At 69.9% G+C, this 24,995-nt stretch carries 25 protein-coding genes and 1 tRNA gene; 17 read left to right on the forward strand and 9 right to left on the reverse strand.

The annotated features are described in order from the left end of the window. Positions 1-128: 128 nt before the first annotated feature. Positions 129-1,388 (reverse strand): MDR family MFS transporter, encoded by a 1,260-nt coding sequence (locus ACWD3I_RS03495; RefSeq protein ID WP_365400955.1) that lies wholly within the window; start codon positions 1,386-1,388, stop codon positions 129-131. A 165-nt stretch (positions 1,389-1,553) separates the two neighbouring features. On the opposite strand from ACWD3I_RS03495, the gene ACWD3I_RS03500 reads away from it, so the two are divergent. The 5 genes from ACWD3I_RS03500 (at position 1,554) to ACWD3I_RS03520 (ending at position 4,482) form a co-directional block, all read left to right on the forward strand. Beyond that, positions 1,554-2,315 carry a phosphoglyceromutase gene (locus ACWD3I_RS03500; protein WP_365400953.1) on the forward strand — a complete coding sequence of 254 codons (762 nt, stop codon included), beginning with the start codon at positions 1,554-1,556 and terminating at the stop codon, positions 2,313-2,315. A 243-nt stretch (positions 2,316-2,558) separates the two neighbouring features. Then, the gene (locus ACWD3I_RS03505) at positions 2,559-2,885 is read left to right on the forward strand and encodes a GYD domain-containing protein (RefSeq protein ID WP_365400950.1); all 327 of its coding nucleotides are present in this window, start codon (positions 2,559-2,561) and stop codon (positions 2,883-2,885) included. A 195-nt stretch (positions 2,886-3,080) separates the two neighbouring features. Continuing rightward, the gene (locus ACWD3I_RS03510) at positions 3,081-3,419 is read left to right on the forward strand and encodes an SCO4225 family membrane protein (protein ID WP_266890656.1); all 339 of its coding nucleotides are present in this window, start codon (positions 3,081-3,083) and stop codon (positions 3,417-3,419) included. Positions 3,420-3,437: 18 nt separating this feature from the next. Continuing rightward, positions 3,438-3,857 carry a hypothetical protein gene (locus ACWD3I_RS03515; RefSeq protein WP_365400947.1) on the forward strand — a complete coding sequence of 140 codons (420 nt, stop codon included), beginning with the start codon at positions 3,438-3,440 and terminating at the stop codon, positions 3,855-3,857. A gap of 73 nt (positions 3,858-3,930) precedes the next feature. Further along, a complete protein-coding gene (locus ACWD3I_RS03520) occupies positions 3,931-4,482 on the forward strand; it encodes a hypothetical protein (protein WP_365400944.1) in 552 nt (183 codons plus the stop codon). A gap of 82 nt (positions 4,483-4,564) precedes the next feature. Here the strand turns inward: ACWD3I_RS03520 and ACWD3I_RS03525 are convergent, their stop codons facing one another. Then, entirely contained in the window at positions 4,565-4,723 is a 159-nt protein-coding gene (locus tag ACWD3I_RS03525; protein WP_266890662.1) for a hypothetical protein, read from the reverse strand. 176 nt (positions 4,724-4,899) lie between these two features. Then, positions 4,900-5,589: a phosphate signaling complex protein PhoU gene (phoU, locus tag ACWD3I_RS03530; RefSeq protein ID WP_046258770.1), complete on the reverse strand. Its 690-nt coding sequence runs from the start codon at positions 5,587-5,589 to the stop codon at positions 4,900-4,902. A 235-nt stretch (positions 5,590-5,824) separates the two neighbouring features. Between phoU and ACWD3I_RS03535 the strand changes: the two genes are divergently transcribed. Beyond that, positions 5,825-7,072 carry a sensor histidine kinase gene (locus ACWD3I_RS03535; RefSeq protein WP_365400940.1) on the forward strand — a complete coding sequence of 416 codons (1,248 nt, stop codon included), beginning with the start codon at positions 5,825-5,827 and terminating at the stop codon, positions 7,070-7,072. Then, complete coding sequence (locus ACWD3I_RS03540) at positions 7,069-7,749, forward strand: response regulator transcription factor (protein ID WP_266890667.1); 681 nt, start codon at positions 7,069-7,071, stop codon at positions 7,747-7,749. The genes ACWD3I_RS03535 and ACWD3I_RS03540 overlap by 4 nt, the downstream gene beginning before the upstream one ends. A gap of 87 nt (positions 7,750-7,836) precedes the next feature. On the opposite strand, the gene ACWD3I_RS03545 is transcribed toward ACWD3I_RS03540, so the two are convergent. Then, the gene (locus ACWD3I_RS03545) at positions 7,837-8,499 is read right to left on the reverse strand and encodes a copper chaperone PCu(A)C (RefSeq protein ID WP_365400937.1); all 663 of its coding nucleotides are present in this window, start codon (positions 8,497-8,499) and stop codon (positions 7,837-7,839) included. 613 nt (positions 8,500-9,112) lie between these two features. On the opposite strand from ACWD3I_RS03545, the gene ACWD3I_RS03550 reads away from it, so the two are divergent. The 6 genes from ACWD3I_RS03550 (at position 9,113) to ACWD3I_RS03575 (ending at position 15,538) form a co-directional block, all read left to right on the forward strand. Further along, complete coding sequence (locus ACWD3I_RS03550; RefSeq protein ID WP_003953493.1) at positions 9,113-9,595, forward strand: CarD family transcriptional regulator; 483 nt, start codon at positions 9,113-9,115, stop codon at positions 9,593-9,595. 325 nt (positions 9,596-9,920) lie between these two features. Next, on the forward strand, positions 9,921-10,673 hold the full coding sequence (ispD, locus tag ACWD3I_RS03555; protein WP_365400932.1) for a 2-C-methyl-D-erythritol 4-phosphate cytidylyltransferase: 753 nt from the start codon (positions 9,921-9,923) through the stop codon (positions 10,671-10,673). Next, complete coding sequence (gene ispF, locus ACWD3I_RS03560) at positions 10,663-11,166, forward strand: 2-C-methyl-D-erythritol 2,4-cyclodiphosphate synthase (protein WP_365400929.1); 504 nt, start codon at positions 10,663-10,665, stop codon at positions 11,164-11,166. Before ispD ends, ispF begins: the two co-directional genes overlap by 11 nt. Positions 11,167-11,241: 75 nt before the next feature. Next, positions 11,242-12,639, forward strand: a complete 1,398-nt coding sequence (cysS, locus tag ACWD3I_RS03565) for a cysteine--tRNA ligase (protein WP_365400926.1) — start codon at positions 11,242-11,244, stop codon at positions 12,637-12,639. Between the two features lie 89 nt (positions 12,640-12,728). Beyond that, positions 12,729-13,670 (forward strand): 23S rRNA (guanosine(2251)-2'-O)-methyltransferase RlmB, encoded by a 942-nt coding sequence (rlmB, locus tag ACWD3I_RS03570; RefSeq protein ID WP_266890675.1) that lies wholly within the window; start codon positions 12,729-12,731, stop codon positions 13,668-13,670. A gap of 248 nt (positions 13,671-13,918) precedes the next feature. Further along, on the forward strand, positions 13,919-15,538 hold the full coding sequence (locus tag ACWD3I_RS03575) for a DoxX family protein (RefSeq protein ID WP_365400923.1): 1,620 nt from the start codon (positions 13,919-13,921) through the stop codon (positions 15,536-15,538). Between the two features lie 101 nt (positions 15,539-15,639). On the opposite strand, the gene ACWD3I_RS03580 is transcribed toward ACWD3I_RS03575, so the two are convergent. From ACWD3I_RS03580 to ACWD3I_RS03590, 3 genes are all read right to left on the reverse strand, one after another. After that, the gene (locus ACWD3I_RS03580) at positions 15,640-16,371 is read right to left on the reverse strand and encodes a nucleotidyltransferase family protein (RefSeq protein WP_365400920.1); all 732 of its coding nucleotides are present in this window, start codon (positions 16,369-16,371) and stop codon (positions 15,640-15,642) included. A gap of 117 nt (positions 16,372-16,488) precedes the next feature. Next, positions 16,489-16,944, reverse strand: coding sequence for a hypothetical protein (locus tag ACWD3I_RS03585; RefSeq protein ID WP_365400917.1), 456 nt, complete (start codon positions 16,942-16,944; stop codon positions 16,489-16,491). 215 nt (positions 16,945-17,159) lie between these two features. Further along, positions 17,160-18,248, reverse strand: coding sequence for an ABC transporter ATP-binding protein (locus ACWD3I_RS03590; RefSeq protein WP_365400914.1), 1,089 nt, complete (start codon positions 18,246-18,248; stop codon positions 17,160-17,162). A gap of 215 nt (positions 18,249-18,463) precedes the next feature. Between ACWD3I_RS03590 and ACWD3I_RS03595 the strand changes: the two genes are divergently transcribed. After that, positions 18,464-18,537: transfer RNA gene (locus ACWD3I_RS03595), tRNA-Thr, on the forward strand. 41 nt (positions 18,538-18,578) lie between these two features. Here ACWD3I_RS03595 and ACWD3I_RS03600 read toward each other — a convergent pair. Together ACWD3I_RS03600 and ACWD3I_RS03605 are read right to left on the reverse strand one after the other, a co-directional pair. Further along, the gene (locus ACWD3I_RS03600) at positions 18,579-19,058 is read right to left on the reverse strand and encodes a GNAT family N-acetyltransferase (protein WP_365400911.1); all 480 of its coding nucleotides are present in this window, start codon (positions 19,056-19,058) and stop codon (positions 18,579-18,581) included. Further along, positions 19,055-19,948 carry an aminoglycoside phosphotransferase family protein gene (locus tag ACWD3I_RS03605; protein ID WP_365400908.1) on the reverse strand — a complete coding sequence of 298 codons (894 nt, stop codon included), beginning with the start codon at positions 19,946-19,948 and terminating at the stop codon, positions 19,055-19,057. Before ACWD3I_RS03605 ends, ACWD3I_RS03600 begins: the two co-directional genes overlap by 4 nt. A 40-nt stretch (positions 19,949-19,988) precedes the next feature. On the opposite strand from ACWD3I_RS03605, the gene ACWD3I_RS03610 reads away from it, so the two are divergent. The 3 genes from ACWD3I_RS03610 (at position 19,989) to ACWD3I_RS03620 (ending at position 24,963) form a co-directional block, all read left to right on the forward strand. After that, a complete protein-coding gene (locus tag ACWD3I_RS03610) occupies positions 19,989-20,219 on the forward strand; it encodes a rhomboid-like protein (protein WP_365400905.1) in 231 nt (76 codons plus the stop codon). Then, positions 20,216-21,622, forward strand: a complete 1,407-nt coding sequence (locus ACWD3I_RS03615) for an NAD(P)/FAD-dependent oxidoreductase (protein ID WP_365400902.1) — start codon at positions 20,216-20,218, stop codon at positions 21,620-21,622. The genes ACWD3I_RS03610 and ACWD3I_RS03615 overlap by 4 nt, the downstream gene beginning before the upstream one ends. Before the next feature lie 146 nt (positions 21,623-21,768). After that, on the forward strand, positions 21,769-24,963 hold the full coding sequence (locus ACWD3I_RS03620; protein ID WP_365400899.1) for a Tat pathway signal protein: 3,195 nt from the start codon (positions 21,769-21,771) through the stop codon (positions 24,961-24,963). Positions 24,964-24,995: the final 32 nt, after the last annotated feature.

Genomic DNA, 24,995 nt, shown 5'->3' on the forward strand with positions numbered 1-24,995 from the left:
GCGGCCCCGGCGGCCCCCCGCGACTTCCTGTATACCGCCGGGAAACGTGTCTCCGCCGGGGTAAGGGAAAGTCGACGGGCAGGGGATACCAGGTCAGGACCGTTGGCAGGGCCTGGCGGTCACCGGGATCAGGCTGCGCTGACTTCGGTCTTGGCCGTGACCGGCGGCTCGGCCGGGGCCGGGTCCTCGGTGGGCAGCCGCCGCATCAGCACGCCGTACCCCACCGCGGCCAGGGTGCCGACGACCGCGCACAGTCCCCACAGCCACTCCGCGCCGTAGTGGTCGATGATCAGGCCGGACATCAGCGGGGCGACGAGGGAGGCGACGGCCCAGGACAGGGTGTACATGCCCTGGTAGCGGCCGCGGCCGTGCACGGGGGAGAGGCGGACGACCAGGCTGGTCTGGGTGGGGGCGTTGACGATCTCGGCGAGGGTCCAGACGCAGACCGTGAGGGCGAAGACGCCGATGGAGCCGGCGAAGGCGGTGAGCCCGAAGCCGTATCCGGCGAGCAGGGCCGAGATGACGAGCAGCCGGCGCGGATCGCGGTGCTGGATGAACCGGGTGACCGGGATCTGCAGGGCGACGATGAGGATGCCGTTGACGGCGATCGCCATGCCGTAGTCGGCGGGTGTGAACCCGGCCTCGCCCATCGCCACCGGCAGTCCGACCGAGCCCTGCTGGAAGACGAGGGCGATGAGGAAGGACAGCCCGACGACACTCATGTAGCGCCCGTCGCGGAGCACGGTGCCGAGCCCGACCTCGTTGTCCGCCGCCTTCTCGGTGGGTGTGCGTTCGGGCCGTGACTCGGGCAGCTTCAGGAAGATCACGATCGCGCAGGCGGCCGTCATGCCGGCCTCGATGAGGAAGCCGGCGAGGTAGCTGAACTCGGCGATGAACCCGGCGGCCATGGAGGAGATGGCGAACCCGAGGTTGATCGCCCAGTAGTTGAGCGAGAAGGCGCGCACCCGGTCCTCGGGCCGCACGAGGTCGGCCATCATCGCCTGCACGGCGGGCCGCGAGGCGTTGCTCGTCATACCGACGAGGAAGGCGACGGCGGCGATGGCGACCGGGTGGTGCATGAAGCCGAGCAGGGCGACGGAGGCGGCGGTGGAGGCCTGGGCGATGAGCAGCGTGGGCCGCCGCCCCAGCCGGTCCGTCATGACACCGGCCCCGACGGACGAGACGACACCGCCCAGACCGTGCAGGGAGGCGACGAGACCGGCGTAGGCGGCGGAGTACCCGCGGTCGAGCGTGAGGTAGAGCGCCATGAAGGTGGCGACGAAGGCACCGAGCCGGTTGACGAGGGTGCTGGTCCACAGCCACCAGAACTCGCGGGGGAGCCCGGAGACGGATTCCCTGAGGGCACGTCTCAAGGTGGCTGGTGACATGGCGGATCCCCCGAAATGATGTAAGCGTCCCTGGCGGCAACGGCAACTTACAATCGGCGTGCTCGGGAGGACCACTCAATTAACAGATCCCGTCAACCGTTCGTCCGCCGTCCGTCTGCCGAACGGAGGCACAAGCGATCGAGTCGGTGGATTACGCTCATACGCATGGCCGACGCACCGTACAAGCTGATCCTCCTCCGCCACGGCGAGAGCGAGTGGAACGCGAAGAACCTGTTCACCGGCTGGGTGGACGTGAACCTGAACGAGAAGGGCGAGAAGGAGGCAGTCCGCGGTGGCGAGCTCCTGAAGGACGCCGATCTCCTCCCCGACGTGGTCCACACGTCCCTCCAGAAGCGCGCCATCCGCACGGCACAGCTCGCGCTGGAGTCCGCGGACCGCCACTGGATCCCGGTCCACCGCTCGTGGCGCCTGAACGAGCGTCACTACGGCGCCCTCCAGGGCAAGGACAAGGCGCAGACCCTCGCGGAGTTCGGCGAGGAGCAGTTCATGCTCTGGCGCCGCTCCTACGACACCCCGCCGCCCGCGCTCGAGGACGGCACGGAGTACTCCCAGTCGGACGACCCGCGCTACGCGACGATCCCGCCGGAGCTCCGCCCGAGGACGGAGTGCCTCAAGGACGTCGTGACGCGCATGCTCCCGTACTGGTACGACGGCATCGTCCCCGACCTCCTCACGGGCCGCACGGTCCTGGTCGCGGCCCACGGCAACAGCCTCCGCGGCCTGGTCAAGCACCTGGACGGCATCTCCGACGAGGCGATCTCCGGCCTGAACATCCCCACGGGCATCCCGCTGTCCTATGAACTCGACGCCGCCTTCAAGCCCCTCAACCCGGGCGGCACCTACCTCGACCCCGACGCGGCCGCGGCGGCCATCGAGGCGGTCAAGAATCAGGGCAAGAAGAAGTAACGCGACGCACTAAAGCCCCCCACCCGCGGTTTCCCTGCGGGCGGGGGGCTTTTCGGTGGCCTCGGGCCCTCCCTGGGCCGTCAGTGACGGACTCACCCTGGAGGCGGCCGGCCCAGGTCATCGCTCAAGCCGCCCGCACATGCATGCCGGTCATCATCCCGGCCGTTCGGGGGAGATACGCGCGGCCTCGGGGCGGTATCTCACCCTGTGGGGGATCCCTGGCTGGGACGAAAGGGATACATGATGCCGCTCTATCTGTCGAGGTTCAGCTACACGCCGGAGACCTGGGCGAGGCTCATCGGCCACCCCGAGGACCGCGCAAAGGCCGCTCAGTCGTACATCGAGTCGATCGGCGGCAAGCTCCACGGCTTCTGGTACGCGTTCGGCACCCGCGACGGCTACAACTTGTGGGAGGCCCCCGACAACGTCTCCATGGCCGCCGTCGCCCTGGCGATCAGCGGAGGCGGCGCACTCAGCTCGTTCGAGACGACCGTTCTCCTGACCGTCGACGAAACCATGGACGCCCTGCACAAAGCCGGGCAGATCCAGTACCGGGCCCCCGGCGCGTAGCGGTCCAGGCGGCGGGCAGCGACGAGCAGGTCGCGACTCCCGGGCCGCCCCTCGGCCGTCCGACGCCGCTCGGCAGTGGCCGCCCGCACCGTCCTGCTCCCGGATGAGTACGACGGTGAGTACCGCTACTCACGCCTCACCCCCCACCCCACCCCCACCATGAAGTCACACGACCACTCACAGGGGGACCCACCGATGAACGCCCGCCCGCTCCGCACCCTCACCCGTCTCACCTTCGCCAACCCCGCCTCGCTCGCCTACCTCGCCGTCGTCGGGGTCGCGCTGGTGGTCGCCGCCTCCGAGCCGCTGTACTCCGATGTGTCCGGGTCGATGATCTGGGTGTGGCCGGCGATGCTGACGCTCCCGGCGTATGTGCCGATCGCGGCGCTCGGTGCGGCGGTGATGGGGGAGAGCATGCCCGGGCTGTTCGTCGGCAGCATCGTGCTCGCGGCGCTGGTCCAGTCCCTCGCCCTGGGCGCGCTCTTCGAATCCCTGCGCGGCCGGCTCACCCGCCCCGGTAACCTGCGCGCATGACTCACCACCGAAAGGGCGATGCCGCGTAGGCGCCCCTCCGCGATACGGGCCGCGACGCCGGTACGGGTACGACGTTCCCGGCACCCCCGTCCCCGTATCGGCCGGATCTCCGCGGGCTGTGCCGCCGACATCCGCAGGCTCGAACACCGACGCTTCTCGCCGGGGGACACGGACGGTGCGTTCCGGTACTGGGCCGCCCTCGCGCACGGTCCTCTCGCCCGTCTGACCCGCGACGTCGACACCTGCGGCATCCCCGAGTGCGGATGCGACCCGGGGTACTTCCGCGACCACCTCGAACAGGTGCTCCACGCCCTCCCCACCAGGTCCGCCCGCGAACTCCGCGCCCTCCTCCACGACCTCGACGCCGTCATCCTGCGCCGGGCCCGCGTCCTGCCCTGCTCCTCGCCCGACGTCCCGTGGTGGAAGGAACGGTTCTGAGCAGGCAAGGAGTCCGCCAACCCCCGGACAATTCCATGACCGCACACCCGCCCCGCCCACTACCGTGCGCCCCATGCGACACATGTGGTGGGCGGTCGGCGGCGGGTTCGCCGCGGCGGTACTGACGGTGGGCGGTTGGCTCGTGGCCGCGGACAAGGGGTATCCGTTCGCGGACGCGCGGGCCTGCGAGGGCAGCGATGTGCCGTTGGAGGTGGAGCTCGACATCGTGGGCCTGCCGATGCCGGCCGCTGCCCGGGACGTCCACTACGTCACCCACCCCGCCACCAGGATCGGAGACGTCGACCTGGCCGTCGCCTTCCGCAGCACCGCGAAGGCGATGCGCGCCTACCTCGTACAGAACAAGATCGTGACGACCGGGTTCACCCACCTCGCCGACGGCCGTTTCCTCACCGGTGACGTCGGCACGCCTCCCGCCGAACTCGGCCTGTGCGGCGACGTCCCCCAGATCTACGCGCCCGCCGTCCTCGTCGAGCAGCAGCGCACCGGCTTCGGCGGAGATCCGGAGACCGTCGACATCGCCCTGCAGACGAAGCCCGGCGACATCAGCACCCTCCGGCCCACCACGGAAGTCCTCCTCACGGTCACCCAAACCCCGGGCACCTGACCCGCGCACCCGTGCCCGCCCACGCGAAGGGCCCCGGCGCGATCACCGGGGCCCTCACCGTCGTACGACAAGAAGCGCGACGTCAGCCGCACTGGCACGGATTGCCCGACTGGCACCCGCACCCGCAGCCCGAGCCGCAGCCGCACGCGCCTATCAGCATCAGGTTCCTGATCTCGGCGGGCTGCTCGGTCCCGCGTTCCTGCGTGGGGTCGGGCGTGGGGGTGCTGGGGGATTCGGCCATGGGTCCCTCCTCGAGGCAAGGGTCTGACTCTCGGCACAGACCCTGTCCCCATTGCATGCCCGCCCACGAGGTCGCATCAACGGCGCACTGAGGCTTGCACGCGCCCCGAGCAGGCCCCGCACACCCCGGTTCCACACAGGAGCCGGGCCCTCGCGCACCCCCGGGAGGCCTGGGACTCAGGCCCCCTCCACCCCCGTCGCCGGCTGGATGTCCGCCTGCAGATCGTCCGCGTGCTCACCCGTCACCAGGAACACCACCCGCTTGGCCACCGACACCGCGTGGTCGGCGAACCGCTCGTAGTAGCGGCCCAGCAGGGTGACGTCCACCGCCGTCTCGATGCCGTGCTTCCAGCGGTCGTCCAGCAGGTGCTGGAAGAGGGTGCGGTGCAGCAGGTCCATCTCGTCGTCGTCCTGCTCCAGCTGGAGCGCGAGGTCGACGTCCTTGGTGATGATGACCTCCGCCGCCTTCGCCATCAGGCGCTGGGCGAGCTGACCCATCTCCAGGATCGTGGCGTGCAGGTCGTGCGGGATGGCCCGCTCCGGGAAGCGCAGCCGGGCGAGCTTCGCCACGTGCTGGGCGAGGTCGCCCGAGCGCTCCAGGTCCGCCGACATCCGCAGGGAGGTGACGACGATACGGAGGTCCGTGGCCACCGGCTGCTGCCTGGCCAGCAGGGCTATGGCCCGCGCCTCCAGCTCGTGCTGGAGGTCGTCCACCTTCTGGTCGGCCTCGATGACGCTTTCGGCCAGCTTCAGGTCGGAGTCGAGGATGGACGTCGTGGCGCGCCCGATCGCCGACCCCACCAGCCGGGCCATCTCCACCAGACCGTCGCCGATCGAGTCAAGTTCCTCGTGGTACGCGTCCCGCATCAGGGATCCCTCTCTTACGTCTGCCTCGGGGGTTCCGGGGGCCAGAACCAGCCACCGGAAACGTCCGACGACCGGCGCTGTGAACCCCACGCTCCCACGTTCGGCCCTGTACGCGTCGATTTCCGTCACCCCAAATGAACCAACACTGGCTCCAAGGTGAACTCTGGGCGACGAGTGTTCGAGCTCGCACCTCGAAGGCTGTGGCCAGGAGCGATCGCGTGCCTAACCTGGACGCATGGACGTGAACGCGGCGGTCGCCGCAGTGGCAGCGATCGCCGGAGCACTTACCGGCGTGATCGCCATGCTGGCGTTCCGCTTCAGCGAGCGGGAACAGAAGCGACCCACCCGTACCTCGCTGCACACCGACCCGGTGCTCCCGCCGGGCGTGGACACCGTCCTGTCCGTCCTCCGCTCCTCCGCCGTCGTCCTCGACGAGGCCGACGGTGTCGTCAAGGCCAGCTCGGCCGCCTACGCCCTCGGCCTGGTCCGCGGCGGCAAACTCGCCGTCGAGCCCATGCTGCAGATGGCCCGCGACACCAGGAGAGACGGAGAGATACGACAGGTCGAACTGGATCTGCCGAGAAGGGGAACCGGACGAGGCGAGGCCCTCGCGGTCTCCGCCCGAGTCGCCCCCCTCGGCTCGCGGCTGGTCCTCCTCCTGGTCGAGGACCTCACCGAGGCCCGCCGCATCGAGGCGGTACGCCGCGACTTCGTCGCGAACGTCAGCCACGAGCTCAAGACCCCGGTCGGCGCCCTCTCCCTGCTGTCGGAGGCCGTCATGGACGCCTCCGACGACCCCGAGGCGGTGACGCGCTTCGCCGGCCGTATGCAGATAGAGGCGACCCGGCTCACCAACCTGGTCCAGGAGCTCATCGACCTCTCCCGGGTCCAGAACGACGACCCCCTGGAGGACGCCGAGCCGGTCCGGATCGACGAACTCGTCGCCGAGGCCATCGACCGCTGCCGCCACCAGGCAGGCGCCAAGCAGATCACCATGGCCGCCGGCGGCACCGCGGATCTCAGGATCTGGGGCAACCGCGGCCAGCTCGCCGCCGCCCTCGGCAACCTCGTCGAGAACGCCGTGAACTACTCCCCGGCCCGCACCCGCGTCGGCATAGCCGCCCGCCGGGTGACCGCGCCCGGCGGGGACCTCATCGAGATCGCCGTGACCGACCAGGGCATAGGCATCTCCGACAAGGACAAGGAGCGCATCTTCGAGCGCTTCTACCGCGTCGACCCGGCCCGCTCCCGTGCCACCGGCGGCACGGGCCTGGGCCTGGCGATCGTCAAGCACGTGGCCGCCTCCCATGCCGGGGAGGTCACGGTGTGGAGCTCGGAGGGACAAGGCTCCACGTTCACCCTGCGGCTGCCGGAGGCGGGGGCTGCCCGCGACCGTGCACATCACCCGGCCGACCTCGATGATGAGGACGGACCCGACCCATCCCCGTACGAACCGCTTCCCGCCCCGGAGGTCCTTCCGTGACCCGAGTGCTTGTCGTCGAGGACGAGGAGTCCTTCTCCGACGCCCTGTCGTACATGCTCCGCAAGGAGGGCTTCGAGGTCGCGGTCGCGACCACGGGCCCCGACGGACTCGACGAGTTCGAGCGCAACGGCGCCGACCTCGTCCTCCTCGACCTGATGCTGCCCGGCCTGCCGGGCACCGAGGTCTGCCGTCAGCTGCGCGGCCGCTCCAACGTGCCCGTCATCATGGTGACCGCCAAGGACAGTGAGATCGACAAGGTCGTCGGACTGGAAATAGGAGCCGATGACTACGTCACCAAGCCCTTCTCGTCCCGTGAACTGGTCGCCCGTATCCGGGCCGTCCTGCGCCGCCGCGGCGAGCCCGAGGAGGTCAGCCCCGCCGCGCTGGAGGCCGGCCCGGTCCGGATGGACGTGGACCGTCACGTGGTCACGGTCTCCGGCTCCAAGGTCGATCTGCCCCTCAAGGAGTTCGACCTGCTGGAGATGCTCCTGCGCAACGCGGGCCGCGTCCTGACCCGCATGCAGCTCATCGACCGCGTCTGGGGCGCCGACTACGTCGGCGACACCAAGACCCTCGACGTCCACGTCAAGCGCCTGCGCGCCAAGATCGAACCGGACCCGGGCGCGCCCAGGTATCTGGTGACGGTCAGGGGCCTGGGCTACAAGTTCGAGCCGTAAACCGTAAGCCGTACGACGACGAAAGGGCGGGACCTCCGAAGAGGTCCCGCCCTTTCGTCTACGACCAGACGGTCGTCGTACGACCGCTCAGTGCCCGGCGGCAGCGCTCTCGGTCGCCGTGGCGGATGCCGATGCCGCGTCGGTCGCGGTCTCCGTCGCCGAAGGCGAGGCCGTGTCGGTGGCCGACCCGGTCGGGGAGGGCGAGGTGCTCTCGCCCGTGCCCGGCGCCTCGGGGACCTCGGTGGGGCCCCACTTCTCGAAGAAGCTCTTGGCCGGCACCACGAAGGCCCGCAGGCTCACCGCACCGGTCTTGCTGAAGGTGAAGATGATCTTCTGCGCGTCGCCGTCCTGGACCGCCTCACGGCTGCTGGACAGGACCGCGGAGGCGTTGCCCGCACCGCCGATGACGAGGGAGCCGCCGGCCGGGATGGTCAGCTTGCCCTTCCCCTTGGCGGCGGTGAGCTCGGCGGTCTTGCCGGCGTCGTCCACGGTGACCGAGTCCAGCGTCTCGGCGGTGGGGCCGCTGTTGAACAGGGTCGCGGAGATCACGGCCGGCCCCGTCGACTCCAGGTCGGGCTGGGTGATCACGACGGCGTTCTGGATCTTGATGTCGCCGACGGAGGTGGCCGCGTTGTCCGGCTTGACCTCCAGGGTCTGGGCGTTGTTGCCGGCCGCACACGCGGAGAGCGAGGCGATCGAGAACGCGATGGCGGCGGCCGCTAGGGCACCGCGTCGAAGGCTGCTGCTCACGGCGGCGGCAACTCCTTGACTCGAACGGAGCGGGCGAATAAAGCCGCCCTAAGTGTCTGTCAGCGGCCTTAGGTTACCGAGCCGTTCCCGCGTCACCGCACCCGACCCTCCCCAACGGGCCGTCTTCCGCACCGCAGGGGCTAGTCACCACCCCCACAAGTGACCCACGAGTCACTTTGAGTCCGCACTCGTCCGTCATTCACATAAGACTCCTCCGCACCCGCTCGCAAATCTTCCGTGAAGGAAATCGCGATCGCCCACGAAATTGATCACGGGCTGATCCGGTGGGTGCTCACCATTGCGAGTGATCAATTCCGGAAACGGCGCGGAAGCGACTCCCGGCGTCGAACGGAGTAGCGGAAGTCGCACACCTGGAACCAGACATATGGGGACGTTCGTCTACGCTGAAGGGCCTCCGGATGTGTGTAACGTACGCGTTTCACCTCCCCCGGAGAGCCGCTCCGACCTGCGAATACCTTCTTCCGCTCGGCCTCCGCAGCACGTTCCTGTTGTTGTTGTCAAGCCCCGAGATATGCCCTGACCTGCGAAAACGCCATTCAGAACCCGCAGTTTCCGTGTTACCCTGGATAGCCACGGAAGGGGTACCTGTCACATGACGTTCAAGGTTGGCGACACCGTGGTCTATCCCCATCACGGGGCCGCGCTGATCGAGGCTATCGAAACTCGCCAGATCAAAGGCGTGGACAAGACCTACTTGGTGCTGAAGGTCGCCCAGGGTGACCTGACGGTACGTGTGCCAGCGGACAATGCGGAGTTCGTCGGCGTGCGTGATGTGGTCGGTCAGGACGGGCTGGACCGGGTCTTCGAGGTGCTGCGCGCGCCGTACGCCGAGGAGCCCACGAACTGGTCGCGTCGTTACAAGGCAAATCTGGAGAAGCTCGCCTCCGGCGATGTCATCAAGGTCGCGGAAGTCGTGCGTGACCTGTGGCGTCGTGAGCGTGAGCGCGGACTTTCCGCAGGTGAGAAGCGCATGCTCGCCAAGGCCCGCCAGATCCTGGTGAGCGAGCTCGCCCTCGCGGAGAACACGAACGAGGACAAGGCCGAGGCCCTGCTCGACGAGGTCCTCGCGTCCTGACGACGCACGCTGCCGCCAGGTTCGGCTCAGCACATTGCCGCGTCCTCTGAAAAGAGAAACGCTGCAAAGAAATGCCGCGGTGCCCGATGACGTAACCATTGTCGCCGGGCGCTGCGGCATGTTCACGCCCGGATGCTGATTCCGTCCTGCACGGACCGACTCTGTCCCGGCGCTCACATCTTCGGGGGCAAGCCCCGATACTTGGCGTGCCGGGCCCGGGCAGCAGGCTCGACCGGTGTCACGGAAGGGTCCGGTCAAGGCGTCGCGCCCGGCACGCTGTCTGGCCTACCCACCTTGGCCGAGCACACAAACCTGACAGGAACCGATGTCTGACGATTCGCGCCCTTCGCGCGCCGAAGTCCGCACGGCGGTCGTGATTCCGGCCGCCGGCCGGGGCGTACGACTTGGCCCGGGCGCCCCCAAGGCGCTCCGCGCGCTGAACGGCACCCCCATGCTGATCCACGCGGTCCGTGCGATGGCCGCATCCCGCGCGGTCTCCCTGGTCGTCGTCGTGGCACCGCCCGACGGCGCCGCCGAGGTCAAGAGCCTCCTCGACGCCCACGCCCTTCCCGAGCGCACCGACTTCCTGGTCGTCCCGGGCGGCAAGGAACGCCAGGACTCCGTGAAGCTCGGCCTGGACGCCCTGCCGCCGGACTACGACATCGTCCTCGTCCACGACGCCGCCCGCCCGCTGGTCCCCGTGGACACGGTGGACGCGGTCATCGACGCCGTACGAGAGGGCGCCACGGCCGTCGTGCCCGCACTGCCCCTCGCCGACACGGTGAAGGAGGTCGAGCCGGCCACCGTCCCGGGCGACCCCGAGCCCGTCGTCGCCACCCCGGAGCGCGCCCGCCTCCGCGCCGTCCAGACGCCCCAGGGCTTCGACCGCGCGACGCTGATCCGCGCCCACGAGACGGTCACCGACAACGTCACCGACGACGCGAGCATGATCGAGCAGCTCGGCGAGACGGTCGTGGTCGTCCCCGGCCACGAAGAGGCCTTCAAGGTCACCCGCCCCCTGGACCTGGTCCTCGCGGAAGCGGTCCTGGCGCGCAGGAGGCTCAACGATGGCTTCTGACGCCTTCGCGGGGATGCCACTGCCGCAGGTCGGCATCGGCACCGACATCCACGCCTTCGAAGAGGGCCGCGAGCTGTGGTGCGCCGGCCTCAAGTGGGAGGGCGAGGGCCCGGGTCTGGCCGGCCACTCCGACGCCGACGTCGTCGCCCACGCCGCGTGCAACGCGCTGTTCTCGGCGGCGGGCCTCGGTGACCTGGGGCAGCACTTCGGCACGGGGCGCCCCGAGTGGTCGGGTGCGTCCGGGATCACCTTGTTGACGGAGGCGGCCCGGATCGTGAACGCCGCGGGCTTCCGGATCGGCAACATCGCCGTACAGGTCGTAGGGCCGCGTCCGAAGATCGGCAAGCGTCGCGACGAGGCCCAGAAGATCCTCTCGGAGGCGGCCGGAGCACCGGTGTCGGTGTCGGGCGCGACCACGGACGGGCTGGGGTTCCCCGGCCGCGACGAGGGCCTCATGGCGATCGCCACGGCGCTGGTCGTACGGGTCGGCTGACCGACAACGTCACGAATACGTCCCCTTGAGCGGAACGCGCGCAAGGCACTACCCGGGGCCCACTACCCTTGTCTCGTGACTATTCGGCTGTACGACACCAGCGCCCGGCAGATCCGTGATTTCACCCCGCTCGTTCCGGGTTGTGTCTCGATCTACCTCTGTGGTGCCACCGTGCAGGCCGCACCGCACATCGGGCACATCCGGTCCGGTCTGAACTTCGACATCATGCGCCGCTGGTTCGAGTACCGCGGCTACGACGTCACGTTCATCCGCAATGTCACCGACATCGACGACAAGATCATCGCAAAGTCGCACGACCAGGGCCGCCCCTGGTGGTCCATCGGCTACGAGAACGAGCGGGCGTTCAACGACGGCTACCAAGCCCTCGGCTGCCTCCCGCCGACGTACGAGCCGCGTGCCACCGGGCACGTCCCCGAGATGATCGAGATGATGCGCGGCCTCATCGAGCGCGGTCACGCCTACGAGTCGGACGGCAACGTCTACTTCGACGTGCGCTCCTTCCCGGGCTACCTCCAGCTGTCCAACCAGGAGCTGGACAACCTGCTCCAGCCCGCCGCGGACGGCGAGACCGGCAAGCGCGACCCCCGTGACTTCGCACTGTGGAAGGCGACCAAGCCGGGCGAGCCCGACTGGGAGACCCCGTGGGGCCGTGGCCGCCCCGGCTGGCACCTGGAGTGCTCGGCCATGGCCCACAAGTACCTCGGTTCCGCCTTCGACATCCACGGTGGCGGCCTCGACCTGATCTTCCCGCACCACGAGAACGAGATCGCCCAGGCCAAGGCCTACGGCGACGACTTCGCCGCGTACTGGGTGCACAACGCCTGGGTCACCATGAGCGGCGAGAAGATGTCGAAGTCGCTCGGCAACAGCGTCCTCGTCTCCGAGATGGTCAAGACGTGGCGCCCGATCGTCCTGCGCTACTACCTCGGCACCCCGCACTACCGCTCGATGATCGAGTACAGCGAGGAGGCCCTGCGCGAGGCCGAGTCGGCGTTCGCGCGCATCGAGGGCTTCGTACAGCGCGTCGTCGAGAAGGCCGGCACCGTCGAGCCCTCCGCCGAGGTCCCGCCCGCCTTCGCCGAGGCCATGGACGACGACCTGGGCGTCCCGCAGGCACTCGCCGTCGTCCACACCACGGTCCGCCAGGGCAACAGCGCGCTGGCCGCCGACGACAAGGAAGCCGCCGTGGCCCGCCTCGCCGAGGTCCGCGCCATGCTCGGCGTCCTCGGCCTCGACCCGCTCGACGCCCACTGGGCCGGCGAGGACAACCGCGGCGAAGACCTGCACGGTGTGGTCGACAGCCTCGTACGACTCGTCCTCGACCAGCGCGAGTCGGCCCGCGGCCGCAAGGACTGGGCCACCGCGGACGCCATCCGCGACCAGCTCAACCAGTCGGGCCTGTCCATCGAGGACGGCCCCCAGGGACCGCGCTGGACCCTCGGTCCGCGCTAGCCCGCTTTCTTGATCGATTGTGCCGCCCGGCCCTCCGGGCGGCACACTGCATAGACGTACGTATTACTTCCGTAGAGAACAGGTAGGTCATGGCCGCGAACAACCGCCGCATGTCCGGCAAGAAGGGCGCGCAGGTCGGCAGTGGCGGCCAGCGACGCAAGGGCCTCGAAGGCAGGGGTCCGACGCCGCCCGCCGAGCTGCGCAAGAAGCACAAGGCGAACCGCATCGCGAACGCCAAGGCCAAGCAGGTCGCGCGCCGTCCCACGCCGCGCGGCCGGGGTGGCAAGGGCACGTCCGAGATGGTCGTCGGCCGCAACCCCGTCGTCGAGGCGCTGCGCGAGGGCGTGCCCGCGGTGACGCTGTACGTCCAGCAGTTCATCGACAACGACGAGCGGGTGCGCGAGGCGCTCCAGCTCGCGGCCGAGCGCGGCGGCATCAACCTCATGGAGGCCCCCCGCCCCGAGCTCGACCGTATGACCAACGGGCTCAACCACCAGGGCCTGGTTCTCCAGGTCCCGCCGTACGAGTACGCCCACCCCGAGGACCTCGCCAACGCCGCCTACGACCACGGCGAGGACCCGCTGATCGTGGCCCTGGACGGTGTCACCGACCCGCGCAACCTGGGCGCAGTCGTCCGCTCCGTGTCGGCCTTCGGCGGCCACGGCGTCGTCGTGCCCGAGCGCCGCGCGGCCGGCATGACCGCCGGTGCCTGGAAGACGTCCGCCGGTACGGCCGCCCGTACGCCCGTCGCCCGCGCCACCAACCTGACGCGCGCCTTGGAGGCGTACCAGAAGGCCGGCATCGCCGTCGTCGGCCTCGCCGCGGACGGGGAGCACGAGATCGGCGACCTGGAGGCTCTCGGCGGCCCGGTCGTCATCGTCGTCGGCAGCGAGGGCAAGGGCCTGTCCCGCCTGGTCGGCGAAACGTGCGACTTCCGGGTGCGGATCCCGATGCCGGGTGGCGCGGAGTCGCTGAACGCCGGTGTGGCAGCGGGTGTCGTGCTGTACGAGGCGGCTCGTCGGCGGGCCTGACGGGAGTCGGCTCAGACAGGCGGAGCCCGCCGGTCGGAGGCCGGCGCAGTCGTCCGAAGCCGCGTAGCGGTGCGAGGGCGGCAGCCAAGAGGGGGCGAGGCGGCTCGTCGGCGGGCCTGAACAGGGGTCCGCATCGTCACTCGAACGGGGTAATCCCGCCTCCGTTCGGGCGATGCGGGCAAGCTTGACGCTGTCCGGACACATCCGGGCAGTCAAAGCAGTGTCCTAAACACACGTCACTCGGTTAGATGAGTGTGGACACCAGAACACCCCGCACACCCACGGGGGACCGCTCGTCGGGATTCGATTCCGGATTCGACGACGCTCCCGCGCTGAGCATGGTGAAGGTGCCGAGCGATCCGGCGCAGGTCATCGTCAATCACGCCAGCTTCCGCGTGCAGTTGGGCGCGTCGACGAGACGTGCCGCCCAATCCCCGCGGATCGCACGGCACTTGAGCGCCGCCGAGGACACCGCCCGGATGCCCGCCGTGGGAACCACGGCCACCGGTGCGGCCCGCCGCCGCCCCGTCGTCTGGAGCGGCAAGTCCGCCCCCGACGACACCGGCGCCCACCGCCTGCTCCAGGCCGTGCGCGGCGGCGGCGTCCGCCCGGTCGACGAGCCCGCCGCCGACGCCGGAGCCACTCAGGTCATCCCCCGAATCGACGTCTACGACGACGAGTTGGCCCAGACCGTCGAGACCCCCGTCGTCGGCGCCCAGCGCACCTACGACGGCGACGAACCCCGCCTCCTGCCCGACATGCGGACCGTCGGCAGCGCCTACGACGAGGAACTCGCCTACGGCGACGAGGAGTTCGAGGACGCGGCGCGATCCGGTGACACCGGCACGCCCCGACGTCACGGCGTCGACCCCGCGCGGCACGCCTACTACCCGGGCCGCCGCATGAACCTGGGCGTCGTCCTCCTCCCGCTGCGCATCTTCCTCGGCTTCATCTCCATCTACGCCGGCATGGGCAAGCTCTGCGACCCCGTCTACTTCGACGGCGGCAAGCGCGGCTCCATGGTCAAGTGGCTCAACACCCTGCACCCCTGGGAAGTCGCCGAACCACTGCGCCAGTTCGCCCTCCAGCACCCCGTCGGCTCCGGTCTCGTCATCGCCTTCCTCCAGGTGATCGTGGGCGTCCTCACGATCCTGGGCTGCTGGCAGCGCGTCGGCGCCGCCGTGGGCGCACTGCTCTCCGCCGCGCTCCTGCTCACCGTCAGCTGGAAGAGCGTCCCCGTCTACGACGCGCCCGACATCATCTACCTCGCCGCCTGGTCGCCGCTGATCATCGCCGGCGCCCCCGTCTACTCCATCGACGGACGCCTCGCCGGCAGCGCCTGGCGCCGCCTCGGACCCCGCTCCGACCTCTGGGAACTGCGCCGCTACGTCCTGCGCCGAGGTGCCCTCGTCACGGCCGTCGTCATCGGTCTCACCCTGCTGATCGGCTCGATGCTCGGCGGTGCCGTCCGCGACGCCGACCGCATCATCGTCCCCGGTCCGGGCGAAGCCCCGCGCAACGAACTCCCCGGCTCCCCGCTCCCGCAGGAACCCGGCAAGCGCAAGAAGACCCCGTCCGCCTCCACCTCGCCCACCCAGGGCGCCACGGCGGGCACGGCCAGCCCCTCCGGCGCCGCCACCACCCCGGGCGCCACCAAGGACACCAGCACCACCACCCCCAGCCAGACCCAGGGCACCGGCCAGGCCCCGCCCCAGCAGTCCTCCCCGACCGGAGGCGCCCCCAGCACCAGCTCGGGACCGACCGGCGGCACCGGCTCCACGGGCGGCACCGGCGGCACGACAGGCGGCTCGGACACCGGAGGCTCCTCCTCCGGTGAACCGGGCCTGGTAGGCGGCCTGTTGGGGTAGCTGAGCCGGTGGGAGGCATTCTGGGACAGCAGCCCACCGGCTGACCCGAAGACGCGAAGGGCCCGGCACGTGAGTGCCGGGCCCTTCCTGCGACGTGACGCTCAGCGCCCCAGGGCCGCCAACTCCTTCGCCGCCTCGGTCAGATCCTTCGCGGTGTCGATGGCCCGCCAGTACGCACCCTGCGGAATCGGATACCCGGCAAGCCGCAGCTCCCGCGCCAGATGCGGGAACGTGGTCCGCTCGTGGTCCCCCCGCTCGGGCAGCATCGAGGCGAACTCCGGGGAGAAGACGTACACACCCGCGTTGATCTCGTACGTCGTCGGCGGAGCCTCGATGAAGTCCGTGATGTGCCCGAACCCGTCGGTCTGCACGGCTCCCCACGGAATCCGCGGCCGCGCCAACGCCAGCGTCGCCACCGCGTCGCGCTCGGCGTGGAAGTCCGCCATCTCACGCAGCGAGAACCTGGTCCAGATGTCACCGTTCGTGGCGTACCAGGGCTGGTCCGGGTGCGGAAGACGCGCCGCCGCGTACTTGAGGCCACCACCGCGGCCCAGCGGCTCCGACTCGACGACCGTCGTCACGTTCACGGGCAGATCGGCCGAGTCCAGCCACTTCTGCAGGACGTCGGCGAGATGGCCACAGCTGACCACCACGTCCGTCACGCCCTCCTCGGCGAGCCAGACAAGCTGATGGCCGATGATCGGAGTCCCCGTCCCGGGGATCTCGACCATCGGCTTGGGCCGGTCGTCGGTGTACGGGCGCAGCCGAGAGCCCTGGCCACCTGCCAGGACAACGGCTTGAACGGGGCGGGACGCGGCGTTCGGATCGGTCATGACCGAACTGTACGCGGCGTCCCGCTAGCGGCTTCTGCCGGTAACCGTTCCTTATTCAGCCGTAACTTTCCACAAGCGGAATGGACGCCTCCTCCCGATCGGGAGGAGGCCATGGCCTCAGCTGTGCGCCGCCGCCACACCCGTCGCGAAGGAGGTGTCGCAGACGGGCCGGGCGTACGACTGCGCACGCGTCGGGCCGTACACCCGCACCGCCGCGCGGCCGAGCGCCCGGGCGATCGACGCACAGTGCTTGGCAAGTGTCGGGCGGCCGTTCACGGCCTCCTGGAGGTGCGTGAGGGCGATGCCCGGGTTCTCCTCCTGGAGCTCGGTCAGGAGCTTGTCGCGCAGGACGTCCTGAGGTGCACGTGCCCTGGTCTTCGAGGAGGCGCCGGCCGCCGAGACGTCGGAGGCGGTGAGCACGGAGCCCGAGGGATCCCCCGACCAGTCGACTCGGGTGACCGCGAGGGTCCCGGAGAGGACCAGGACGACGGGCAGGACAAGGGCGAGCGTGCGGCCGATACGGCGGGCGGGGCCCCGGCCGCGTCGCGTCTGTTGGTTAGTGGAGTGCTTCACGCGTGTGAGGGTAGCGCGGGGTGATGATTTGGCGACATTTAGTCACCGGTTCGGGGGATGAACTGGTGCCTCGAATTGGGTAAGGCGTTGACGCACACTGCTCGAAATGCCCGGTCTGCCGGGGTATTTGTCGACAACGAAGAGGGCCCCGCAGCAGGCTGCGGGGCCCTCTTCGTCAACCTGGGTGAAATTACCCGGGATGTACTGCCTGTGGGTCAGTCGGAGAGACGCTCACCCGTGGAGGTCGAGAACACGTGGGTCTCGCCCGAGCGCGGGACGACGTGCAGCGTGCTGCCCTTCTCCGGGACGTCACGGCCGCTGACACGGACGACGAGGTCCTTGGAGTCGCCGTCGAGCTTGGCGGTGCCGTAGACGTACGCGTCGGCGCCCAGCTCCTCGACCACGTTCACGGTGACCGCGAGACCCAGGTCCGCGTCCGGGCCCGCGACCTCGAAGTGCTCCGGACGGACACCCACGGTCACCGTCTTGTCGGTGATGCCGGAGACCGCTTCGCGCTGGACCGGCACGACGCTCTTGCCGAACTTCACGCCACCGTCGGTGATCGGGACCTCGACCAGGTTCATCGCGGGGGAGCCGATGAAGCCGGCGACGAACAGGTTCGCCGGACGGTCGTACATGTTGCGCGGGGTGTCGACCTGCTGGAGCAGACCGTCCTTCAGCACGGCCACGCGGTCGCCCATCGTCATGGCCTCGACCTGGTCGTGGGTGACGTAGACGGTGGTGATGCCGAGACGGCGCTGCAGGGACGCGATCTGCGTACGCGTGGACACACGGAGCTTGGCGTCCAGGTTGGACAGCGGCTCGTCCATGAGGAACACCTGCGGCTCACGCACGATGGCGCGACCCATGGCGACACGCTGACGCTGACCACCGGAGAGCGCCTTCGGCTTGCGGGCCAGGTAGTCGGTCAGGTCGAGGATCTTCGCCGCGTCCTCGACCTTCTGGCGGATCTCCGCCTTCGGCACACCGGCGATCTTGAGCGCGAAGCCCATGTTGTCGGCGACCGACATGTGCGGGTACAGCGCGTAGTTCTGGAACACCATGGCGATGTCCCGGTCCTTCGGCGGCAGGTGCGTGACGTCGCGGTCGCCGATGCGGATCGCACCGCCGTTGACGTCCTCGAGCCCCGCCAGCATGCGGAGCGAGGTGGACTTGCCACAGCCGGACGGACCGACCAGAACGAGGAACTCTCCGTCCTCGATGTGGATGTCAAGACCGTCTACGGCGGGCTTCTCGGTGCCCGGGTAGATCCGGGTCGCCTTGTCGAACGAAACAGTGGCCATGGTGATGGGCCCCCTTCTACCGGCAGGAACGTGCCGGACGATCCGTTGTAGGAAGGTGGTGGTGTAGTCCACACAGGTGAACTGGGAGGGACGGTACCTGGCGTTTACCCGATCTGTCAGTAGTCGAGGGCATGTGAACTTCGCCGAAATTTTCGACAGGGCGTGGCCGGGACCTGGGTACACTGCACGGGCGCGTACGCAGTGGACGTATGCATGCCTCCTTAGCTCAGATGGCCAGAGCAACGCACTTGTAATGCGTAGGTCGTCGGTTCGAATCCGACAGGGGGCTCTTTTCAAGCCCGGCTCAGACCTGCTCTGACCTGGGCTTTCTCATGCCGGGCCGCCCAGTGTCCGCAGCGCCCCGTCGGTCAGCCGGTACACCGTCCACTCGTCCTGCGGACGTGCCCCAAGCGCCTCGTAGAACGCGATCGACGGCGCGTTCCAGTCCAGTACCGACCACTCCAGCCGCTCGTACCCGCGCTCCACGCAGATCCGCGCGAGTTCGGTCAGCAGGGCCTTGCCGTGGCCGCCGCCCCGGGCCTCCGGGCGTACGTAGAGGTCCTCCAGATAGATCCCGTGCACACCGCGCCAGGTGGAGAAGTTGAGGAACCACAGGGCGAAGCCGACCGCCTCCCCTGTCGTGTCGTCCTCGGCGATGTGCGCGAAGGCCGCCGGACGCTCCCCGAACAACGCCTCGTGGAGCTGCTCCGGGGTCGCCTTCGCCTCCTCCAGGGCCTTCTCGTAGTCGGCGAGTTCGCGGACCAGGGCGTGGATGACGGGGACGTCGGCGGGGGTGGCGGTGCGGATCATGAAGGGTGGTGGCCTTTCAGGCGTCGGGCGATTTCCAGTTGTTCCGGCTCCAGCGGGCGCCCGTCCTCGATCTCCCACAGGCAGTTCTGGAGCACGCGGCCCAGTGTCCAGGCACGCGCGCGTGGGCGGTCCAGGCCCAGGACGTCCGTCATGGCGTCGAAGCGCCATCGCACCTCGTCGGGGTCGAAGCGGTTGTCGATGGCGGGGAGGAGGTCGAAGCCGGGGTCGCCGGCGAGGGGTTTGGGGTCGATGGCGAGCCAGGGCGCACGGGCTGAGGCCAGGACGTTGTCGTAGTGGAGGTCCCAGTGCAGGAGGCGGTCGCCGGGTTCGTCCATGACCTCCCGTACCGCCGCCGCGCAGTCGGCGACCAGTCTCCGCGCCTCCGCATCGGCGATCCGTTCCAGTGCCCGCGGTGTCTGTTCCACCATGGCCGCGGCGATGTCGCCGAGCGTGCGCATGCCCATCGGTGCCGGTCCGGAGGTCAGGCGGGCCAGCAGGCGGGCGATGACCAGGACGGCCTCGCGGGAGTCCGGGACGTCGGAGAGCATGCGGGCCGGGTCCAGACGCTCCAGGAGCATGGTGCCTGTCGCGGCGTCGTGGTCCAGCAGGCGTACCGCTCCGTCGCCGTCCCACACCCGCAGCGCGGCCGGCTCGCCTTCGCTCTCCTCGTCCAGCAGTTGCAGCTTCAGTACGGCCGGGAGGTCGTCCGCGCGACGCACGACCGGCAGGACCAGCGCCGTGACGCCGTGCATCGCGGCGCCGTCCCGTCGTAGGTCCCAGTGGTCCAGGAAGTCCGCTGCCAGTCGGGGCAGTCCGGCGATGAATCTTCGCCCTGCCTCTCCGTTGAACTTCTCCTGCGCCGCCGCCAGTCCCTCCGGAATGTCGATCATCGTTCGAGGCTATCGGCGTGGGTAAATCGGGTCATGTGAATTGCCCGGGGCTTCCACAGGGTGTGGACGTACGGCCGCGGCGCCCCCCGGCACGTACATCTGGCTGGCGCCCCTGTTCGGGACGACCGTCGCCCTGCACCACATGCCGCCGGAGTCCGAGGAGGAGCTCCTGCGGCAGTGGTCCACCGTTATCCGCTGGTCAGGGGGCGTGCGGGACGACGAGATCCGAAGGAGACAGCGGGTGCTGTCAGGGGTTAACGTCCGGCCATGAACAGCTCGGAACGCGCTGTCGTGAACGGCGGCATCTCCTTCTGGTACGCGGACGACGGCCTCCCGGCGGTGCGGGAACCGCTCGGCGGTGACGCCACCGCGGACGTCGTGATCGTCGGCGGTGGGTACACGGGGTTGTGGACCGCGTACTACCTGAAGAAGGCGGCGCCCTTCCTCCAGGTCACCGTTCTGGAGCAGAAGTTCTGCGGATACGGGGCGTCCGGCCGTAACGGTGGCTGGCTCTACAACGGCGTCGCCGGCCGTGACCGGTATGCGAGGCTGCACGGCCACGAGGCCGCCGTACGCCTCCAGAAGGCCATGAACGACACCGTCGACGAGGTCGTCCGCGCCGCCGAGGAGGAGGGCATCGACGCCGGCATCCACAAGGGCGGCGTCCTCGAAGTCGCCACCACGCCCGCGCAGTTGGCGCGGCTGAAGGACTTCCACGCGCACGAGCTGTCGTACGGCGAGAAGGACCGCGAGCTGTACGACGCCCGCGGGACCGCCGAGCGGATCCGGGTCGCCGACGCGGTCGGCTCCTCGTGGACGCCGCACGGTGCGCGCGTGCACCCGGTGAAGCTGGTGAAGGGGCTCGCGGCGGTCGTCGAGGCGCTGGGGGTGACCGTCCACGAGCAGACGCCGGTGACGGAGATCCGGCCCAAGCACGCGGTCACGCCGTACGGCACGGTCCGCGCGCCCTATGTTCTGCGCTGCACCGAGGGCTTCACCGCGAACCTGAAGGGCCAGCGCCGGACCTGGCTGCCGATGAACTCCTCCATGGTCGTCACCGAGCCGCTGTCCGACGAGCAGTGGGAGACGGTCGGCTGGGACGGGCGCGAGGCGCTCGGGGACATGGCGCACGCGTACATGTACGCCCAGCGCACCGAGGACGGGCGGATCGCGCTGGGCGGGCGTGGGGTGCCGTATCGCTTCGGTTCGAGGACGGACGACGACGGGCGGACGCAGGACGCGACGATCGAGGCGCTGCGGGAGATTCTCGTACGGTTCTTCCCCTCGCTGACCGGGCTGCGGGTCGAGCACGCCTGGTCGGGGGTGCTGGGCGTGCCGCGTGACTGGTGCGCGACGGTGACCCTGGACCGGACGACGGGACTGGGCTGGGCGGGGGGCTACGTCGGCTCCGGCGTGGCCACGACGAACCTTGCGGCGCGGACGCTGCGGGACCTGGTGCAGTTGGACTCGGGGCAGGGCGGGACGACCGGGCTGACGGGTCTGCCGTGGGTGGGGCACAAGGTGCGCAAGTGGGAGCCGGAGCCGTTTCGGTGGCTGGGGGTGCAGGGGATGTACGCGACGTATCGGGCGGCCGATCGGCGGGAGGCGGCGACGCAGGGTGCGCAGTCGTCGCGGTTGGCGCGGATCGCGGACCGGATTGCCGGGCGTCACTAGGGTTTCGGCCGTCCCTGGAAACTCGTGAGAGCGCTGTCACACCCCTGTGCGACCATCGCCTCAACGACCGATGTTCCAGGGGGGATTACGTGTCCGACGACGATTCCTGTCCGCCTGCGAGACGGATGGGACGAAGGCGTGCGGCCGTGTTCGCCGCTGTCGTCTCGCTGTGCGCTTCACTGTTGTCCCTGGCGGGGGCGGGTCCGGCCGTCGCCGCCGACGAGGCGGAGTGTGCGCCGCTCGCGCTCGCGGCCTTCGGCGACCCGGGGGACGCGATCGGCAAGGCGACCGTCGCGCCCGATTCGAGCGCCTGCTACACCGTCACCGTCGAGACGCCCGGCCTTTACCTGGCGCCGGCGATGGACGGCAACGGCAACACGATGGCCAGGCAGTTGTTCGCCGCCGATGGCAGTCAGGTGGACTGCTCCGGCGACGGGTACGCCACGAGGGACATGTGCGCGGTGCCCGCGGCCGGCACCTACACGTTGAGGGTCCTCAACACCGGCTGGGAGGACGAGAGCGCCTCGGTGACTTTTGTGCCGCTCGGCTCGGACGAGGGTTGCGCGGTCGCTGTCGGCACCGGCTGGGACCAGCCGGATGTCACCCGTACGACGGTGAGCCAGGTGGAGGTCGACTGTCAGCCTTTCGAAGGCGAGCGCGGCGACCGGGTCCGGCTCACCTACGGTTCGAAGGTGTACGGCGACTCCCGCGCCTGGATCACCGACGCGACCGGTGCCCGGATCTGCGAGCAGTTCCCGGAGAACGACGAGGACAGCTGTGTCCTGCCCGGCGACGGCCCGTACCGGGTGATCTCGACCGTCTCGCGCTCGGAGAACGGCTTCCCTGCCGAGTACGGCGTCAAGGTGCGTCGGCTCAGCGACCCGCAGGGCTGCACCGTCACTCCGGTCCGCCCGTACGGCGCGCTGGAGCAGCAGGACTTCACCGCCAACCCGTGCTTCACCTTCACCGCCGCTTCTGCGGGCTCGTACACCGTGCACTCGGTGAGCGAGGACCGGGAGGTCGAGGTGGCGCGGGTGTACGACGCGGCCGGGCTGAGCGTGTGTCGGTACGGTGCCGATCCGTGCCGGATCAAGGCGCCGGGCACGTACACGGCTGTCCTCGACGGCACGTACCCCTTCCGTGACACGCGGGCCGGCCTGGTCGTCCTCGACCGCGCGGCCGACGACGGGTGCGTGGCGACCGGGACCGGTCTGTACAAGGGCGAGTTGAGCTCGGTCGGGCAGTACGACTGCCTGGCGCTGTCCGCCCCGCAGGGGGCCCGGATCGCCGCGCTCACCTCGCTCTCCTCTGCCGGGCTGACTCCCGAGGTGGAGGTCCTGGACCGCACGGGCGCCACGCAGTGCGACAAGGGCGAGCTCCGTGGGGGCGACTGCGCGCTCAGCGGTGAGGCCCCTTACCGGGCCCTGGTGCACACCGAGGACAGCGGTGACTCGGCGACGGGTGCCTACGCGGTGGCCTTCCACCGGACCGACGTCGCCGAGGGCTGCCCGGTTCTGTCCGCCGGGAGTTTCGGCGCGGGCGGCGCGAAGGCCACGCCGACCACCGGCGGCGGCGTCTTCTCGCACTGCCTGGGCATTCCGGCGGATGCGCACACCGACGCCGAGGTCTTCCAGCTGATCGCCACCTCCGGGACGGCCTCCGCGGCGTTCTCGGTGCTGGACTCCGACGGCAAGCGGGTCTGTGAGCGCTCCGCCACGACCAACGGCTGGGCCATCTGCTCCCTGACCCCGGGCAAGGACCACACCGTGCTGGTCAACGGCCGGGACGAGACGGCCACCTACAGCCTGACCCGGCGGGACGTCACGGCGAGTGCTTCCTCGGCGGGCTGTACGAGGACCGCGGCGGCCAAGGTCGGCGGGCCCTCGGTGAGGAGTGGTTACGACGGTCCTGGCACGCTGAACTGCCACCAGGTGACCGCCGCGGCCGGCGATGTCGTGCACGTCAACGTGCGGGACGCCCTCGGGACCGCCAACAGCGCGGTCGTCGCCGGGGACGGCCGGGTGGAGTGCTCCTTCCGTAACTCCGCTTGTGCGGTCACCGGGTCCACCACCCATCAGGTTCTCGTGCAGACGCCGGTCACGCTGAAGGCGGCGCCCGAGTACCGCCTGGACGCTCTGCGGATCGCGACCGCCGGCGGTCCCGCGCCGGAGTGCGTGAAGGTGCCGTCCGTGGCCTACGGATACGGGCCGATCACCGGCACGTTGGACGAGTCGCACACCGCGGTGTGCGCGGCGCTGCCGACCGCCGGGTTCGACCGCTTCGAGACGGAGATCAAGGACACCGCCGGTGCCACCACCACGGCGGTGCCGGTGCTGTACAACACGGCGACCTGGGCCAACGGCTGCACGCACTACATCCCGGAGGGCTACGACTGCGACGCGCTCGGCTCCTCCTCGCAGAGCGCGCCGACGGTGTTCGTCCTGGGCTTGCCCGAGAAGGCGTCCAGCACCGCCTACAGCGCCGAGCTGACCTGTACGTCCGTGGTGTGCGGCACGGAGGAGACGGCCGTCACCGCGGTCGGTCCCGACACCGGTGTGGCCGGCGGCAAGGTGAAGCTGGCGGTCACCGGTACCGCGCTCGGCCCCGACGTCACCGTTCGGCTCAGCCTGTCCGGCAAGACGATCACGGCGGCGGCCGACTCGGTCTCCGCGGACAACCGGACGGTGACCGCGACGCTCGACCTGACCGGCGCGGCCACCGGTACCTGGAACGTCAGCGTGATCACGCGTGGCTGGGAGTTCCCGCGCGGCACCTTCACCGTGGCTCCCCGGCCCGAGCTGGCGAACACGGCCGTCCCCAAGGTGACGGGCACGGCCAAGGTCGGAGCCAAGGTCACGGCTTCGCCGGGGAGTTGGTCGGCGGCCCCGTCCTCGTACACGTACCAGTGGAAGGCGGGCGGCAAGCCGATCTCGGGGGCGACCGGGACGTCGTACACCCCGCTCGCCTCGGTGGTCGGCAAGAAGCTGACCGTGACCGTGACCGCGGTCAAGGAGGGCTGGCAGAGCGGGACGGCGACTTCGGCTGCGGTGACCGTGGCCAAGGGGGACGCGCCCAAGGCGAGCAAGCTGCCGGTGATCAGCGGGACGGCGAAGGTCGGGAAGACGCTGAAGGCGTCGAAGGGGACGTGGAGTCCGGCGCCGACCTCGTACGCGTACCAGTGGTACGCGAACGGGAAGGCGGTCAGCGGGGCCACCAAGTCCTCGCTGGTGCTGAAGTCGGCGCAGAAGGGCAAGAAGATCACCGTGAAGGTGATCGCGCACCGTACCGGTCACAAGGACGGGTCGGCGGTGAGCAAGGCGACCAAGGCGGTCGTGAAGTGAGCCGCTGAGGCGGGTGGGAGGGGCGGCCGGAC

The sequence above is a fragment of the Streptomyces sp. NPDC002817 genome (assembly GCF_053592055.1).